This is a genomic window from Rothia sp. HSID18069 (assembly GCF_003989155.1).
Classification (GTDB): domain Bacteria; phylum Actinomycetota; class Actinomycetes; order Actinomycetales; family Micrococcaceae; genus Rothia; species Rothia aeria.
On the sequence record NZ_RBMG01000001.1, the window covers coordinates 147,428 to 162,307 of the forward strand.

15 protein-coding genes are annotated in these 14,880 nt (G+C 58.2%); 10 read left to right on the forward strand and 5 right to left on the reverse strand.

What is annotated here, in order from left to right:
- Window positions 1-38: 38 nt before the first annotated feature.
- The 6 genes from D8M41_RS00700 to D8M41_RS00725 all read left to right on the forward strand — a co-directional run bounded on the left by D8M41_RS00700 (window position 39) and on the right by D8M41_RS00725 (window position 6,122).
- Complete coding sequence (locus D8M41_RS00700; RefSeq protein WP_006887701.1) at window positions 39-794, forward strand: HipA family kinase; 756 nt, start codon at window positions 39-41, stop codon at window positions 792-794.
- 19 nt (window positions 795-813) lie between these two features.
- Window positions 814-1,665, forward strand: a complete 852-nt coding sequence (locus D8M41_RS00705; protein WP_006887772.1) for a hypothetical protein — start codon at window positions 814-816, stop codon at window positions 1,663-1,665.
- 391 nt (window positions 1,666-2,056) lie between these two features.
- Window positions 2,057-2,584 (forward strand): 50S ribosomal protein L10, encoded by a 528-nt coding sequence (gene rplJ / locus D8M41_RS00710; protein WP_006887692.1) that lies wholly within the window; start codon window positions 2,057-2,059, stop codon window positions 2,582-2,584.
- 115 nt (window positions 2,585-2,699) lie between these two features.
- Window positions 2,700-3,077, forward strand: a complete 378-nt coding sequence (rplL, locus tag D8M41_RS00715; RefSeq protein ID WP_004005325.1) for a 50S ribosomal protein L7/L12 — start codon at window positions 2,700-2,702, stop codon at window positions 3,075-3,077.
- Window positions 3,078-3,382: 305 nt separating this feature from the next.
- The gene (locus D8M41_RS00720; RefSeq protein ID WP_100209260.1) at window positions 3,383-5,074 is read left to right on the forward strand and encodes a glycoside hydrolase family 32 protein; all 1,692 of its coding nucleotides are present in this window, start codon (window positions 3,383-3,385) and stop codon (window positions 5,072-5,074) included.
- A gap of 385 nt (window positions 5,075-5,459) precedes the next feature.
- A complete protein-coding gene (locus tag D8M41_RS00725) occupies window positions 5,460-6,122 on the forward strand; it encodes a GNAT family N-acetyltransferase (protein ID WP_006887707.1) in 663 nt (220 codons plus the stop codon).
- A 28-nt stretch (window positions 6,123-6,150) separates the two neighbouring features.
- On the opposite strand, the gene D8M41_RS00730 is transcribed toward D8M41_RS00725, so the two are convergent.
- The 5 genes from D8M41_RS00730 to moaA form a co-directional block, all read right to left on the reverse strand.
- Window positions 6,151-7,206, reverse strand: a complete 1,056-nt coding sequence (locus D8M41_RS00730) for a LacI family DNA-binding transcriptional regulator (RefSeq protein WP_006887695.1) — start codon at window positions 7,204-7,206, stop codon at window positions 6,151-6,153.
- Window positions 7,207-7,360: 154 nt separating this feature from the next.
- Window positions 7,361-8,587: a molybdopterin molybdotransferase MoeA gene (locus D8M41_RS00735; protein WP_006887790.1), complete on the reverse strand. Its 1,227-nt coding sequence runs from the start codon at window positions 8,585-8,587 to the stop codon at window positions 7,361-7,363.
- 59 nt (window positions 8,588-8,646) lie between these two features.
- Window positions 8,647-9,264 (reverse strand): molybdenum cofactor guanylyltransferase, encoded by a 618-nt coding sequence (gene mobA, locus D8M41_RS00740; RefSeq protein WP_006887718.1) that lies wholly within the window; start codon window positions 9,262-9,264, stop codon window positions 8,647-8,649.
- A 183-nt stretch (window positions 9,265-9,447) separates the two neighbouring features.
- A complete protein-coding gene (locus D8M41_RS00745) occupies window positions 9,448-9,714 on the reverse strand; it encodes a MoaD/ThiS family protein (protein ID WP_006887797.1) in 267 nt (88 codons plus the stop codon).
- Between the two features lie 3 nt (window positions 9,715-9,717).
- Window positions 9,718-10,926 carry a GTP 3',8-cyclase MoaA gene (gene moaA / locus D8M41_RS00750; RefSeq protein ID WP_006887782.1) on the reverse strand — a complete coding sequence of 403 codons (1,209 nt, stop codon included), beginning with the start codon at window positions 10,924-10,926 and terminating at the stop codon, window positions 9,718-9,720.
- A gap of 194 nt (window positions 10,927-11,120) precedes the next feature.
- On the opposite strand from moaA, the gene modA reads away from it, so the two are divergent.
- From modA to moaC, 4 genes are all read left to right on the forward strand, one after another.
- A complete protein-coding gene (gene modA / locus D8M41_RS00755) occupies window positions 11,121-11,939 on the forward strand; it encodes a molybdate ABC transporter substrate-binding protein (RefSeq protein WP_006887781.1) in 819 nt (272 codons plus the stop codon).
- 77 nt (window positions 11,940-12,016) lie between these two features.
- Entirely contained in the window at window positions 12,017-12,883 is an 867-nt protein-coding gene (locus tag D8M41_RS00760; protein ID WP_006887750.1) for a molybdate ABC transporter permease subunit, read from the forward strand.
- A 30-nt stretch (window positions 12,884-12,913) separates the two neighbouring features.
- Window positions 12,914-14,293, forward strand: coding sequence for a molybdopterin molybdotransferase MoeA (locus D8M41_RS00765; RefSeq protein WP_006887769.1), 1,380 nt, complete (start codon window positions 12,914-12,916; stop codon window positions 14,291-14,293).
- 44 nt (window positions 14,294-14,337) lie between these two features.
- Window positions 14,338-14,853, forward strand: coding sequence for a cyclic pyranopterin monophosphate synthase MoaC (gene moaC / locus D8M41_RS00770; protein WP_006887737.1), 516 nt, complete (start codon window positions 14,338-14,340; stop codon window positions 14,851-14,853).
- Window positions 14,854-14,880: the final 27 nt, after the last annotated feature.

A 14,880-nucleotide genomic window follows, 5' to 3' on the forward strand; every position in this document is an offset into this window, starting at 1 on the left:
AATTGTTAGACCTGTATATAGTTTGAGGATTCTAGAAGATGATCTCCGATGCCACATTACCCCACCGAGTAACAATGCGGTATCTGATTCGCGTGGCGAATACGGGGGAACGTCCAGTGCTCTGCAGATGCGATGACGAGCAGGAATACTGGTGCAAGAGTTTTGAACCAGGTATCAACGAGGATACGGCGGTGAATGAAATCGTTTCTGCCGAAGTTGGTCGAGCTATTGGTGCTCCCGTGTGTGAGTGGGCAATAGTCAATCCTGAAGAATTTGCGGGGACATCATTTGAGGGTAGGGAAATATCGGACGCACCACTTTTTGGATCGCGTGTGGTTCAGACTGCACAAGAGAAGGATACTCTGGATTATTTGAACCGTGACGGTAACCAAGAGCGTATTCCTAGGCTGGTTGCTCTCTGGTATCTCTGTAATGCCGTGGATATACAGGTGTTGTATAAGCAGGAGAATGATTTCCAGATATTTTCTTTTGACCACGGCTACTGGTTCGATTCACAGGAGCCGCCAGGACGTCAACTTATCAGTTTTCACCAGCCAGCAGGAAGACCCGAAATACCCGCAATCCCGGGGCATATCAAAAAAGATAACTGGCAGGCAAGCATCAACGCGGTGGACGCGTTAGAATATTCAGACCTGCATCATATTACTGACATGATTCCGCCTGAATGGAATCAGTCAAAGCAAGGTATGGACGAAATACTTCGCTATGTGCTGGGGCGAAAAGGCTACACGATAGAACGCCTCACGCACCACATGAACCAGACGAGCCGCTGAGAGGAGGAGAGAAAAACTTATGCTGTATCGCTACTGGACCGTTCGGTATGTTCCCGATTCCGTGCGCCCCGATACGGTCGGTGTCGGCGTGATCGTCGCTGATGAACAGAATACCGACTCGGCCAGCAGGTTCGTGACCAAAGTCTCGGATATTCCTAATATTGGGGGTCCCCGCAAAGAATTTCTGGCCTCTCTCAACGGTTTGAGGGAAGATCTGAAGTTAAGGTCAGCGACTCAGTCGGATCTGGACCCCACCTCGACCGTGAACGGGTTCGTGGAACGCGCTCGCAGGCAGGGGCACGGTATTCTTCAGATTGATCCGGCTCGTCCGGCTGTTGGTATTTCTGCACAAGCTATTGCAGATGACCTATATCGGCGGATAATTGATCGTTCACATGAGGCCCGCGCACAGAATCTTACGAGGGTGCGCAGTATGGTCCGAGAAGGGTACGAGGGATCTTATATCGTTGAACCATATCTTGCGAAGAAACCAAAACTGGAGGTTCTAGGAGACTCAGTGACCGTGGATCTGGCAGTGTTAGGGGAGAACTACACCGAGCTTAATAGTGCCTTCTCTTTTCTGGCTGACCCTAGCACAGAGTTCCGTAACCGCCTCAAAGCTTTTATTGCTGATATGAATGAGGTTCGTGAGGGTAACGTGTCGGTTTTGCAGGGAGCTGATAAGAAGATGCTTCACCTTTCTGAAGATACCCCTGTGATTGGGTATTTTGAAGAGCCTCAGGGAAAGGAACAGGGCAGACTCTTTGAGTCGATGCTCAAACGGTGGGAACAAATAGGGGTTACACCTTTATCCGTGGATCAAGCACCCGAACACGTCCTAGATGTAGAGCGTAAACTCCAAAAGGTATAAGCTTCTCTTGTGCCTACGTGGCTCTCACCTAGATAGTTGGGTGAATCTTACAGAGGCGGCAGCGGACTGCGCCTGGGCGATAGGGTTTAACTTGCTTTTGCCGGGTTAACCTGTCATGATGATTAGACCAAAGACCGCCGGTCTAGTGTTTTGCTGTGCATTTTTCGGTGAATAGCCGTAAGCTGCCAGTGTTATTAGCACTGATAAGAGCAGATTCCCACTCTAGGGATTCGCCGCCCGCGCAGGTGATGAAGAAGTGAATAGAAAACCTCCCTCAACTCTAAAAGGGACTTTTCTATATGCCTCGAAGCCCCTGCGCATCGGGGCATTTTTTAGTGCTCACGATTGTGCTCTACCGGCGACCTTACAAGAATCGGAAGAAGGAACTACCATGGCGACTCAGGAAAAGATCGCTGCAGTATCCGAGCTGAAAGAACTCTTCGAAGCTTCGAACGCAGTGATCCTGACCGAATACCGCGGTCTTACTGTGACTCAGCTCAAGGAGCTGCGTCGTGCACTCGGTGCAGAGACCGAATACGCCGTGGTGAAGAACACGCTCGCTGCTATTGCGGCGAAAGAAGTTGGCATCGACGCGTTCGACGGCCAGCTTCACGGCCCCAGCGCGCTGGCATTCATCAAGGGCGACCTGATCGATGCTGCCAAGGGCCTGCGTGACTTTGCCAAGGCAAACCCCCAGCTCATCGTCAAGAGCGGCTTCTATGAAGGTGCCGCACTGACCGAAGCTGATGTGAAGCGCTACGCTGACCTCGAATCCCGCGAGGTTCTGCTGTCCAAGGTTGCTGGTGGCGCGAAGGCAGCTATTGCCCGTGTTGCTCAGGCTGTGGACGCCCTGCGCGTGAAGCTGGAAGAGCAGGAAGGCGGCGCACCCGCCGCCGAGGAGGCAGCGGACGAGGCATAAGCCGCACCGCACTCACCGCGTGAAAACGCACCCAAAACTTTAGCCCACCCGCCGGGTGCGGCACTCAAATCTAAAACGCGGGTACATCCCGCACCTGATAGTGAAGGAGCCACACATGGCTAAGCTGTCCATCGAAGAACTCATTGCAGCTTTCAAAGAGCTCTCCCTCGTAGAGGTTTCCGAGTTCGTTAAGGCATTCGAGGAAGAGTTCGACGTTACCGCTGCAGCTCCCGTTGCAGTTGTAGCAGGCGGCGCTGGCGGCGGCGACGCTGCTGAAGAGAAGTCCGAATTCGACGTGATCCTCGAATCCGCTGGCGACAAGAAGATCGCCGTGATTAAGGAAGTTCGTGCCCTGACCTCCCTCGGTCTGAAGGAAGCAAAGGACCTCGTTGACGGCGCACCCAAGCCGATCCTCGAAGGCGCTTCCAAGGAAGACGCTGAGAAGGCTAAGGAGCAGCTTGAGGGCGCAGGCGCAACCGTTACCCTCAAGTAATCGACTTCTTCTCGATTCTTACCCCACCCGCCGGATGAGCTCCCTGACGGAGCCCGCCCGGCGGGTGGTTTTTTGTCTCTAACCCCTGCTGGAAGGCACCCCGCGGGGAACCAGCTTTTTGACACCTCAACAGCAGGGGCTGGTGTCAAGATCCGAAGATACGAAGAAGGTGCATCCTGTATGATGAGAAACGCCCGGTAAAACCCGGCAGCAGTATCCAAAGCAGCCGCCAGGCACCCGAGAAAGCCCCCGCGAGGGCGCATGAATATCTCACGCCACTGTAAGCACGAACCCACAGAATGAGCATGACTAAACAGAATAGACCCATACTAGACACAGACGACGTGCAGCCGGTCGATGAGAGCCCCACCACCCCGTGGTCCTCTTTCGGGAAGATCACGCTCGAACCTCTGCCGGAGAACACCGCACCCTCTCAAGCCGCCGCCAAGCCGGTTACGCTGGCGCCCCTCGCCCCGTACCTGCAGCGGGATTTAGCGGCCGAAGACCAGCAGACCGTGGCCGTCTTCGGGGAATCCGTGCGCAGCGACCGGGACTACCCGAAACTGCATCTTGCCCCTCCGGTAGGGCGCCTGAACGACCCGAACGGGTTGGTATACGACGGGCGGCACTACCACGCTTTCTACCAGTACTCGCCGCTGCACCCAGAGCGCATTGTCTACTGGCGGCACGCCATAAGCGACAACCTCACTTACTGGGAGGACGCAGGTACCGCCCTAGTACCAAACACGCGCTACGATTCGCACGGCTGCTACTCGGGCTCCGGCATCCGAGTGCCCGGCGGTTTTGAGTTCTTTTACACCGGCAACGTGAAAGACTCCCGCAATAACCGCGAAACCTACCAGATACTGGCCACCGCGGGGGAAGACGCACACCCCACCCGGCAGCTGCCTCCGCTGCTTGAGGGCCCGCATGAGGGCTATACGGCGCACTACCGCGACCCGCACGTATTTGAGCGGGACGGCCAATGGTGGATGGTCATTGGTGCCCAGAAAGACGGCAAAAAGAAGAAGCACCGCACCGGCGCTGTAGTCGTGTACACATCGGTAGACCGCCGCAGCTGGGATTTTAAAGGCGAACTTGACTTCACCGACCCCACCGTTGAGGGGTGCTACATGTACGAATGCCCGTCTCTGCTGCAGCTGCGGGATGAGGCGACGGGCACCCTGCGGGACGTGCTGATTTTCAGCCCCCAGGGGCTGAGCCCCGAGGGGGAGAAGTACCAGAATATCTACCAGTCAGGGTACATTGTCGGCGAGCTTGACCCGCAAACCCTGCGGTTTGAGGTGCACACCCCGTTCACGGAGCTGGATGCCGGGTTCGAGTTCTACGCCCCGCAGACTGTGCACGGTACCGGCACCAGCGCGCATGATGATGCCCCGCACCCGCAGACTGTGATGATCGGCTGGTTGGGTAACGCCGAGCAGGACGACCACCCTTCGTGGGCGCACCGTTGGGTACACATGTTCACCTACCCGCGTGAGCTGCACCTGCGGGAAGGAAAAATCTACCAAACCCCAGTGCCGCAGCTTGACCGGGTGCTGCCGCTTGAGCCGACGGTTGTTGACGCGGTGAAAGGTAAAGTTCCGGTGCTCAAAGACGCGGGTACCTGGCGGCTTCACGGCACCGTTGATGTTTCGGATGGTCCGGTAAAAATCCGGGTGAAAGATGCGCACGGTACGGCGTTGCGCATCACGATCGCGGAGGATTTTGCGCAGCTGGACCGTTCGGGCACCCGATACACTGAGGGCGGCACTTTACGCCGCCGCGCCCTTACCCCGAACACTGAGCGTGAGTTTGAGCTGCTGGTGGATGCCTCATCCACCGAACTGTTCGTGGGCGGTGCCGTGAGCGGGCAGGACGGGGCGGGCTCATACGAGCAGGTATTCTCGGCCCGCACCTACTTCTCGGGCAGCAAACGTCGTGTGCGTATGGGCGGTAACGGCGAGGTGCTGAAACTGAGCTACGCAGTGCTGTAGTTTCACTTGCGGCCCGCTCCCTTAACAGGGCTCCTGCCAGGTGTCGCGGTAATGCAAGAGCTACCAATGCCAAGAACGCTGTGGCCCTCATGGCGGATGCTGCCGGTGCTGGTACAACCGTGACCACCGGGAAAGACACCCTCGCGGATGTCACTCTCAAAACGAAGGCGACGACCACCCAGGCTTAATATTTTCCGGAATATCCTGCCTGTACGAGGTGGATGAAACGGCGGCCTGCCCCGTATAACAGGGGACGGGCCGCCGCTTTGCTGCAAATCGTAAAGTCAAGGATAAGTGGCGTATATCATATTTGCACTTTGACTGTGTGAAGGGCTTCGTTAGCATCGAAAAGAGATGCAATCACCAACACACAGGGAGATATACCATGCCACCCGAACCGTACACGATTCGTGAAGCCCGCCCCGAAGAACTCCCGGAACTCCTCGATGTGCTCGTTGAAGCGTTCACCCCAGACCCGTTTATGCGCGTACTGTTAGGAGAAGAACCCCAACCCGAGAAGATCCGCGGGCTCTTCGAGCTCCAGCTCAAAAGCCTCTACATCCCACGCGGATTCATTGATGTTGCGGTCGATAGCGACGGCGCAATCCTCGGAACCGCCCAGTGGATGCCTCCCGAAGGCCAGCAAGGAACCCTGAAACTGGAGCTGCGTGACGGGCCGAAGTACCTCAAAATACTTGGGGCCCGTGCCCTGCGGCACGTGATCGCCACCGACATCTACATTCGTAAACACCGTCCTGCCTTCGACCACTGGTACCTGCACACTATCGGTGTGCGCGCCACCGCCCAAGGGCGTGGGGTTGGCTCGGCACTGCTAGAACACGGCATCACCCGGTTTAACGGAACCGCCGCATATCTTGAGGCATCCACCCCGCGCAGCGCCACACTCTACACCCGCCACGGTTTCGTGCCCGTCGGCACCTATAAGGGAACTAGCCCGGCAGCTGGGATGCTCTACCCCGCCACCATTGACGGGGTGCAGTACGACCCGCATTCAGCCGCCGCAAACGGCCTCTTATCGGCGGCATAGCGAGGAAGTAGCGAGGTCTGGTGTTCCGCTAAGAGGAAACGGTAATGGCCCTGAGGGTACCGCCTTCGTGCAGGTGCACCGGGAAAACATCAGCCGTGGAACCCTGTTGCTCCTTATCACTTTCATGAGGCGATGGTGTATCGTCGGGGCGGCCCTGTCTGCCCGATTCGATCGTCTGAAGCAGCCGCTGCACTGCACGCGTGGCGATCTGCTCAATCGGCTGCACCACAGTTGCAAGCTCCGGGATAAGTGCGCGTACCGTCTCGGTGCCGTCAAACCCCACCACCTGAAAATCCTGGGGGACACACAGGTTACGGGTGCGCGCCCAATTCAGTGCCATCGCCGCATACGTATCGTTTGAGGCGAAGACAGCGTCAGCACGCTCGCCTGCGGTGCTCTCCTTAAGATAACGTTCGATAAGTTCACGTTTGCGGGGCAGGGGAGTGCGGAACCCTAACTCAAGCACCTGAGGGGTCATTCCTGCGGCAGTTAACGCGTCCCGGTAGCCCGCCAGGCGAAGGTTCTGCTCGCTCACGGTTGAGGTGATATGCAGAATGTTTCTTGCCCCGGTGGCGACCAGATGCTCAACCGCCATGCGTGCACCCGCATAGTTATCCGCACGAATATTGGGGTACTTCTGCGTACCTGGGCGGTCTACTGTCACCAGCGGCGCCTGCACATGCGGCAGGTTCGCCACCACCTGCGAATGTGCGCCGGTAATAATTCCATCCACCTGGTTCGATAGCAGCATCTCAAAATACTGTTCCTCCAGGTCTGGGTGGTCGTCACTATTACATAGAATCACCCGGTACCCGGCGTCCGCTAAAAATGACTCAATCCGGTACACCATCTCCGCATAAAACGGATTAGCAACAGTTGGGAAAACCAGCCCGACCATACGGGAACGCTGACCTTTAAGGCTGCGGGCAATAGCGTTAGGGCGGTACCCCAGCTCCCGCATTGCATCGTATACTTTTTCACGAGTTCTCTGGCTCAGGTAGCCCCTATTATTCAGCACCCGCGACACTGTGGTGGGAGAAACCCCTGCGCGTGCGGCCACATCGCCGAGTTTAGGCTTTGACACGGGTAAGTCTCCTTTGCAGTATACGTATGCAATCTTAACCGTAAAGGTTATTGTACACTTGATCCTCCGAGAGAACACCGGGTGTTCGGCTTATTCTGCGCCCATAAAAGCACAGTGTGCTGCGGCGGAAAAGAAGGGGATGTAGCGGCCCTCCCTAAAACACCGGCAGCAGCGGCACACGATCACCCGCCGTATGCCCGCTGGCATCCGCTACCAGCAGGTGGGTGGCCTTCGACAGCCCAGAAAGCATATAGGATGCACGCCTGGGAAGCGGATGCGCCCGGCATTCACGGACTAGAGCCGGAATGAGCCGCTGCTGGGAGCTGGCGGTGAGCGCGGGAATGTCCTGGGCAATTTCAGCGGTATCAAGAGGCGGCAGCGGCAGCCCCCGCATACCCGCCAGCAGCGGCGGCAGGTAAGAGTACAAGGCCGTGTACGCTGCCAGCGGGTTACCCGGCAACCCCAGCACAATACGCCCGTCAGCTAAGCGGGCGGCGAGCGCCGGGTGCCCGGGGCGCACCTGCACCGACTCGAACAGGTAAGTTGCCTGAGCCTCGGCGAGGGTTTTACGCACCATATCCACCCCGGAGGTGCTGGAACCGCCCGTAAAAATCAGCACCTGCGCGTGGGATGTGTTCAAAAAAGTGGTGAAATCATGCCCCGTATCGGCCAGACGGGCCGAAGGCAGCGCGGCGCACCCCTGAGTTGCGAGAGTTGCCTCTAGGAAGCCGCCGAAAGCATCCCGCACCTGCCCTGCCTCTGGCACACCGATAGTAATAACCTCGTTCCCGGTAAACGCGCAGCGGGCGGTAACGGGCGCTAAGACGGGGATTTCGTCGAAGCCGTTCATCCCCAAAAATGCGGCAAGGCGGGCGGTAATGAGCGTGCCGCGTTCAACCAGCAGCCTGCCTGCGGGCAGCTCGGACCCGGTGCGGCGGATATCGGCGCCATTGGCCGGGGGGATATGCCCGGAAGCCATTGTCACGGTGGTGATACCTCCTACCGTGTTCAGTGTGGTGTTTTCTTCCCGCACAATGGCCTGCGCCCCGCGGGGCAGCAGCCCGCCGGTGAGGATGGGGGTGGCCTGCCCCGGCTCAATCGCCACTGTCAGGCGGTGAATATTAACGCGCTCGTCGTCGGGATATTCGGGGGTGACAAGCAGCCAGGGCGGGGTGCCGGATACGGCGTACCCGTCCATTGCTGAGGAATCATAGTGGGGTACGTCCATAAGTGAGTACAAATCATCGGCTGTGTAACGCCCGATGGCGGCTTTGGGGGGCAGGGTCTCAACATCGGTACCCGCCGTGCACGTGAGCCCGGCGGCGTGCAGGTTCTTACGTGCCTGCTCCCAGGCAACGGCGGGAGGATGGTGGTGCGGCATGGGCGGGTACCTCAGTTTCTAGCGGGGTGGTTCGGATGCGGTGCGCGGTTATGGAAGTTCTAGTAGCTGCTCCACTGCGGGGAGTCGAAGCCTAACGCCCGCGCCTGCTCCCAGGTGTCCACGTCGGCGGTGTGGGCGGGGCTGAGCTCTACCTCTTGGGGGTGCAGCTGTTTGAGGAACGAGCGCACGGAGGCGTTAGTGCTACCCGCCGAAAACACCTGCCGCAGCGGCGCATAACGGTATATCCCAACCAGAGGCTGGTAGACGCCGTCACAGACGCCCCAGAAACCGGTTTCGTGCCCGGCGGCGGCCCCGGCATGCTCGGCAAGCAAATTTACCGCCGGGGCGATATTGGGGGTGTCTACCCCCAGGATGATGCACCAGGTGGGGGCCGGGCGGCCGATCCCTGAATAATGCTGGGCTAGTTTTTCGGCTCCGGCGTGGATAGCGGCAGCTGGCCCGGAATACGGCGGGTCTTCACGGGTGAGGAGCACATCGTTGGGCACCGGCAGGGTTTCGGGGCCTACAACCACGCAGGCATCGGCTTGAGAAACCGCCAGGAGGGCCCGGTCTAGAAGGGTGTGCGTGCCGTTTGAGAGGCCAGCTTTGGGGGTGTTCCCCAGGCGGGAAGATTTTCCTCCGGCAACAATAATGGCGCAGAAACCCGGTGTGTGCATACGTAACCCCTCATTGTGTGGCTCGGTAAGCCGCAACGGCTACAGTAAGTGTACCGGCGCGGTGTGCGCTTGTGAATATTGTGGCATCCCTGCTGCTGCCGTACAGAACGCTTTAGTTAATAGTTGAGTGCCCTTAATAGGAACCTGCGGGTGGCGCCTGAGGCGGGGTGGAGGAGACCCGGTTTAGCCGCCCGCGAAGGGGGGAAGCACATCCACGCGGGTTTCTTCGGTGAGAGGCGCCTCGTGCTCTGAGCGCACCCCGTCGAGCAGGAAAGAGCACTGCTGCATCACCTGCGCCAACGTCAGCCCGGAGGCGGTGGTACCCGTGTAGCGGTCTCCCAGCTCCTGAACGAGCGCCCCGAGGGTGGGGGAAGCGAGGTCGCTGAGCGTAATGTTCACCTGATCCACGCCAGCTGCCGCGCATGCGGCCGCATAAAACCTGACAATCACTGGTTACCCCCCGATCGCGCTCATGGAGCGGCTTGCCTGAGCGAACTCTTCAATATCGAAATCGGCGTCTTCCTTGCCGTGGGCGCGCGGTTTAAACCACATGCCCTCACGCCAGCGCAGCGCCAGCTCTTTATCGGATGCCCCCGAACGCAGCAGCTGCAGCAGATCGGTCTCGGAATCCGAAAACAGGCAGGAACGGATTTTACCGTCGGCGGTGAGCCTGGTGCGGGTGCACGCCCCGCAGAAGGATTCGGTGACCGAGGCGATAATACCTACCCGCCCCAGGGATGCTGTGCCGTCGGCGGGTACCCCGTCGGTGAGGGCGGTACCGTGCGGGTACACCTCCCACAGGGCAGCGGGGGAGTCACCGCGTTCTTCAGACACCGGCCCGAGCGTGAACTCTTCAGCGAGCATGGTGCGTATCTGTGCGGCGGTAATAGTGCCTTCACGCGTCCACCGGTTATCAGCATCCAGAGGCATCTGCTCAATAAACCGCAGCTGGTAGCCGCCCGCTAAGGCCCACTTCAGCAGCTGCGGGGCCTGCGTATCGTTCAGCCCGGGCATGAGCACCGCGTTAATCTTAATCGGGTGCAGCCCGGCCGCCGCTGCACCATCAATGCCACGCAGTACGGCGTCGAGCTTATCGCGGCGGGTCAGCTCAGCGAACGTTTCTGGGCAGATCGTGTCAAGGGAGACATTGATGCGGGCCAGCCCGGCTTTTGCCAGCGCCTCGGCGCGTTTTTCCAGCCCGATGCCGTTCGTAGTGATCGCTAGGGGCACCTGCGGGTGCATGGCGTGAATCAGTCCAATAATATCCACCAGGTCGGCGCGAACCAGCGGCTCACCGCCGGTGAACCGGATCTCCTCAACACCGAGCTCACGGATCGCTATATCGGCTAACCGCGCAATCTCGTCGGCGGTGAGCAGATCGTTCTTAGGGAGCCACTGCAGCCCCTCGGCTGGCATGCAATAAATGCAACGAAGATTACATTTATCAATCAGTGAAATCCGCAAATCGGTGGCGATGCGCCCCCACCTATCTAAGAGCGGACCGCTGTTTTTAATATTCGCCGGTTTACGCCGCTTAATATCCGGGGCCTGGATTTTTTGAGGCGTCACAAAACCGGCTGTCTCACCCTCAGCAGAAGCTAAGGTGTGTAACACGGGGCCAGCGATTAGCTGAGACCGGCCCGAACCGGGTGTGTAAGCCATTGGAACCTTCATAGAAAATATGCATACTAAAAGCGACAATATAAATTATTCCATGTTTTGGGTAATCACCGATAGTGCCCCAAGGGTAAGTTACATCCCCAAAGCAGCGCACACGCACACACCCTAAGAACATGGAGACACCTCGCATTGTATCCACTCACTTCAATTCATCCAACCGCAAAGGAAGAACACGTATGAAGAACTCCCTCAAAGCCGTAGGCGTCGGCGCAGCACTGGCTGCTTCCCTAACACTGGCCGGATGCGGCTCTAGCGCGAACTCCTCATCAAGCGCCTCAGCCGACTCTTCGGCCGCTGGCTCCGTTTCGGGCGAGGTGAAGGTGTTCGCCGCAGCATCTCTGCGCAACGCCGGGAAAGACCTGGAAGCTGCTTTCAAGAAGGCGCACCCGAACGTGAACTTCAGCTTCACTTATGAGGGCTCTTCCAAGCTGGTGCAGAAGATTGAGCAGGGTGAGGATGCTGATCTCCTCATCACCGCCGATAAGAAGAACATGGACAAGGCCGCCAAGCTCGACGAGTTCAAAGGCTCCAAGAGTGAGGTTATTGCAACCAATAAGCTGGTACTGGTCACCGCCGACGGCAACCCCGGTAAGATCAACTCCATCGACGATCTGAAGAACACCGACGGCACCGTGGCCATCTGCAAGGAAGATGTACCCTGCGGCACCCTGGCCCATAAGGAACTCAAGGACCACAATATTGAGCTGAAGAACGCCACCAACGAGTCGAATGTGGCCGCAGTGACCACCAAGGTCACCTCCGGTAGTGCCGATGCGGGCTTCATCTACACCACCGACCTTGCCGCCGCTAAGAAAGACGGCAAGAACCTCGGCTCCGTAGACCTGCCCGATGTGGAGAAGAACGAGTACCCCGCAGCACTGACCACCAAGGGTTCTTCATCCGATGCTGCGAAGAAGTTCAACGAATGGCTCTCTTCGGATGAAGCCCAGAAGATTCTGGCGAAGTACGACTTCGAGTCTCCTCAGGCAAACTAGAATCTTCAGTGCATAACAGCTGTCACGTAACGGTCGCCTCCTGAAAGAACCATGCGAGATTCTTGCAGGAGGCGACTGTGTCGCCGCAGATTCCGAAAGGCGTACCCGTGAAAAAACATACCGCTTTCACCGCCGTTCCCCGCTACTTTGTCGTTCCCGCGCTCCTGGGTTTCCTGCTCATTCTGGGTCCGCTCGTGGGTTTGCTGTACAACATCCCCTGGATGCGCCTGCACGAGATCATCGACAAAGAAGTTCTCGACGCCGCGCGTCTCTCGCTCACCACCGCCAGTATTTCAACGCTGATCTGCGGTCTTTTAGGTGCTCCCTTAGCGCTGGTGCTCTCTAAAGTGCTCAGCCGCTCGCGCCTGAAAAAATTTGGGGGAGTACTGTACGCGATTATTTATACGCCCGTGATTCTCTCCCCGGTGGTATCGGGTTTGGGGCTGCTCTTCTTCTGGGGGCGCAAGGGCATGATCGGTGAGCATCTGTACCACGCAGGCATTATGATTCCCTTCACACCCACCGCAGTTATTCTTGCGCAAACTTTCGTGGCGCTGCCTTTCTTCGTGGCGACCGCCGTAACAACCCTGCAGGCTATCCCTGAAGAATATGAGCAGATAGCTCGGGTGGAAGGGGCAAAATCCTCCGAAATTACCTATAAGGTGCTCCTTCCCTTAGCAGCACCGGGAATTGCCACCGCTTTTCTGCTTTCCTTCGCACGAGCGCTCGGCGAATTCGGCGCCACCGTCACCTTCGCGGGTAATGTGCAGGGCAAAACCGAAACTATCCCGCTCGGCATCGAATTGGCGATCGCTGGCGGAAGCATGAGCTCCGCATTGGGCAACGCCCTCATGCTCATCAGTCTGTACGTGTGCATCTTTGGGCTGCTTGGCCTATTTTCCGTGGTGAAGAAACTGCGTGCCAAAGCCTCTTACAATAGCTAGTAGATAATTTATTACCGTTTGGGAGTACAGATGCACAAGCCCCAGTTCGATGGCACCCCCAGCACCGAAGAGTATCGCGCCTATCTGGCGCTTCTGCTGCGTGATACTTTTATTGGCCGAGCCGAAAACCTGCCGCTGGCGCGTGCTACCGACCGCATCCTCGCTCAGGACGTGCTGGCCAGGCTTGATGTACCGAGTTTCGATAACTCCCAGATGGATGGTTACGCCCTAACCGCCGAGGGCGCCAGCCGTGAGAACCGCATCTTTACGGTGGGGCGTGAAATTCCGGCGGGGCGGCCGCTGCAGCGTTCGCGCGCATCCGACGATTTAACCTATCCGATTATGACCGGTGCCCCCATCCCTAAGGGGTATGTGGCGGTGGTCCCGGTTGAGCATTCTGAACGTATCGAATACCCTAACTTACCCGAATCTTTCGGGCGTCCCAGCGAAAAAATTAGGCTCCCTCAGGCACCCGAAGGGCAGTTTATACGTCGCCGTGGCGAAGACGTAGTGGCTGGGCAGGTTCTTGCGCGCGCTGGCGAGCGCGTGACCCCCGCGCTACTGGGGACACTCGCCGCACAGGGGTACACCCGCGTGACGGTCGCCTGCGGACCGCGCGTGCTGGTGTGCACCGGCGGCGACGAAATTCGCCCAACCCTCACCGAAGACGGCGACGATACGGCCACCGACCTCGCCTACGGCCAGATTTATGATGCTAACGGCCCCATGCTCACCTCAATGCTGGTTGAGGATGGTGCTGTGGTGCGGCGCATCTCGATCGGAGACGACCCAGAGCTTCTGATCGAGCATTTGCGGGAAGAATATGAGACTTTCGCACCGGATATTATTATTACCTCCGGCGGGATCAGCCACGGCAAATACGAAGTGGTGCGCAATGCCATCGCTATGGCACCGTCTTTAGGGCTGCCAATTCCGCTCAGTTGGTTCGGCCATGTGAGCCAGCAGCCCGGCGGACCGCAGGGCGTGAACGTGCTGGATTTCAACGGGCACCGTCTGCCCATGATTTCTTTCCCCGGCAACCCCGTCAGTACCCTCATTTCCTATGTGCTGATGCTTCGCCCCTACCTGCGCGCGGGCGGACCCTACGGCACTCCGCACGAGGTGGCCTCGCGCATGGCAACTCTCGACAATGCCCCGCGTGGCGTGCTCGTCATTGACAAACCGCTGACGGCACCGGCCAATAAACGCCAATTTTTGCGCGGTAACCTGGCGATGGTCGAGTCCGAACCGGGAACCTATCGGGTGGAGCTATACCCCGATGTTTTGCCCGGCTCGCATCTGCTGCATCACGCTGCGACCGCCGATGTTCTCATCGAGCTGGCGCCGGGCACCACGTACACCGGGGGGGAAGCGGTGCGGTACCACCGCATCCGGCTTACAGATAACTAAACGCGGCTGAACTCTCACCCCAACACAGACCTTAAGGACATATCGTGACCGAGAAGAATCTTCGCTCCGATGCGGCACAGCCAGCCCAAGACTTGACTCATGTGCGCGCCGACGGGTCGGCCCATATGGTTGATGTGACGATGAAAGACGTCACCACACGCACGGCGCTCGCTGAGGGAACCGTGCACACTCGTGCCGATGTGATCGCCAAGATTTTTGATGCCGACTTGCCTAAGGGCGATGCCCTGCCGGTTGCACGTGTGGCCGGTATTATGGGCGCTAAACGCACCCCGGATATTATTCCGCTGTGCCACCCGTTGCCCCTGGGTAAAATTACCCTGGATTTTGAACGTGGCGAGGATTCTGTGCGCATTGTGGCTTCGGTGAAAACCCGGGGCGTTACCGGGGTTGAAATGGAGGCGCTGACCGCGGTCTCCACCGCGGCGCTGACGATTTTCGACATGATTAAAGCGGTCGATAAATACGCCGTGATCAGCAATATTCGGGTACTAGAGAAATCCGGCGGAAAATCCGGCGACTGGGCTGTAACAGATCGGTAAACCCGCCACATCACCACACTAGTAACC

Excerpts from the sequence above, each read along its gene's own strand:
- D8M41_RS00700 (WP_006887701.1), top strand. The coding sequence starts at position 39 with ATGATCTCCGATGCCACATTACCCCACCGAGTAACAATGCGGTATCTG.
- D8M41_RS00705 (WP_006887772.1), top strand. The coding sequence starts at position 814 with ATGCTGTATCGCTACTGGACCGTTCGGTATGTTCCCGATTCCGTGCGC.
- rplJ (WP_006887692.1), top strand. The coding sequence starts at position 2,057 with ATGGCGACTCAGGAAAAGATCGCTGCAGTATCCGAGCTGAAAGAACTC.
- rplL (WP_004005325.1), top strand. The coding sequence starts at position 2,700 with ATGGCTAAGCTGTCCATCGAAGAACTCATTGCAGCTTTCAAAGAGCTC.
- D8M41_RS00720 (WP_100209260.1), top strand. The coding sequence starts at position 3,383 with ATGACTAAACAGAATAGACCCATACTAGACACAGACGACGTGCAGCCG.
- D8M41_RS00725 (WP_006887707.1), top strand. The coding sequence starts at position 5,460 with ATGCCACCCGAACCGTACACGATTCGTGAAGCCCGCCCCGAAGAACTC.
- D8M41_RS00735 (WP_006887790.1), bottom strand. The coding sequence starts at position 8,587 with ATGCCGCACCACCATCCTCCCGCCGTTGCCTGGGAGCAGGCACGTAAG.
- mobA (WP_006887718.1), bottom strand. The coding sequence starts at position 9,264 with ATGCACACACCGGGTTTCTGCGCCATTATTGTTGCCGGAGGAAAATCT.
- moaA (WP_006887782.1), bottom strand. The coding sequence starts at position 10,926 with ATGGCTTACACACCCGGTTCGGGCCGGTCTCAGCTAATCGCTGGCCCC.
- modA (WP_006887781.1), top strand. The coding sequence starts at position 11,121 with ATGAAGAACTCCCTCAAAGCCGTAGGCGTCGGCGCAGCACTGGCTGCT.
- D8M41_RS00765 (WP_006887769.1), top strand. The coding sequence starts at position 12,914 with ATGCACAAGCCCCAGTTCGATGGCACCCCCAGCACCGAAGAGTATCGC.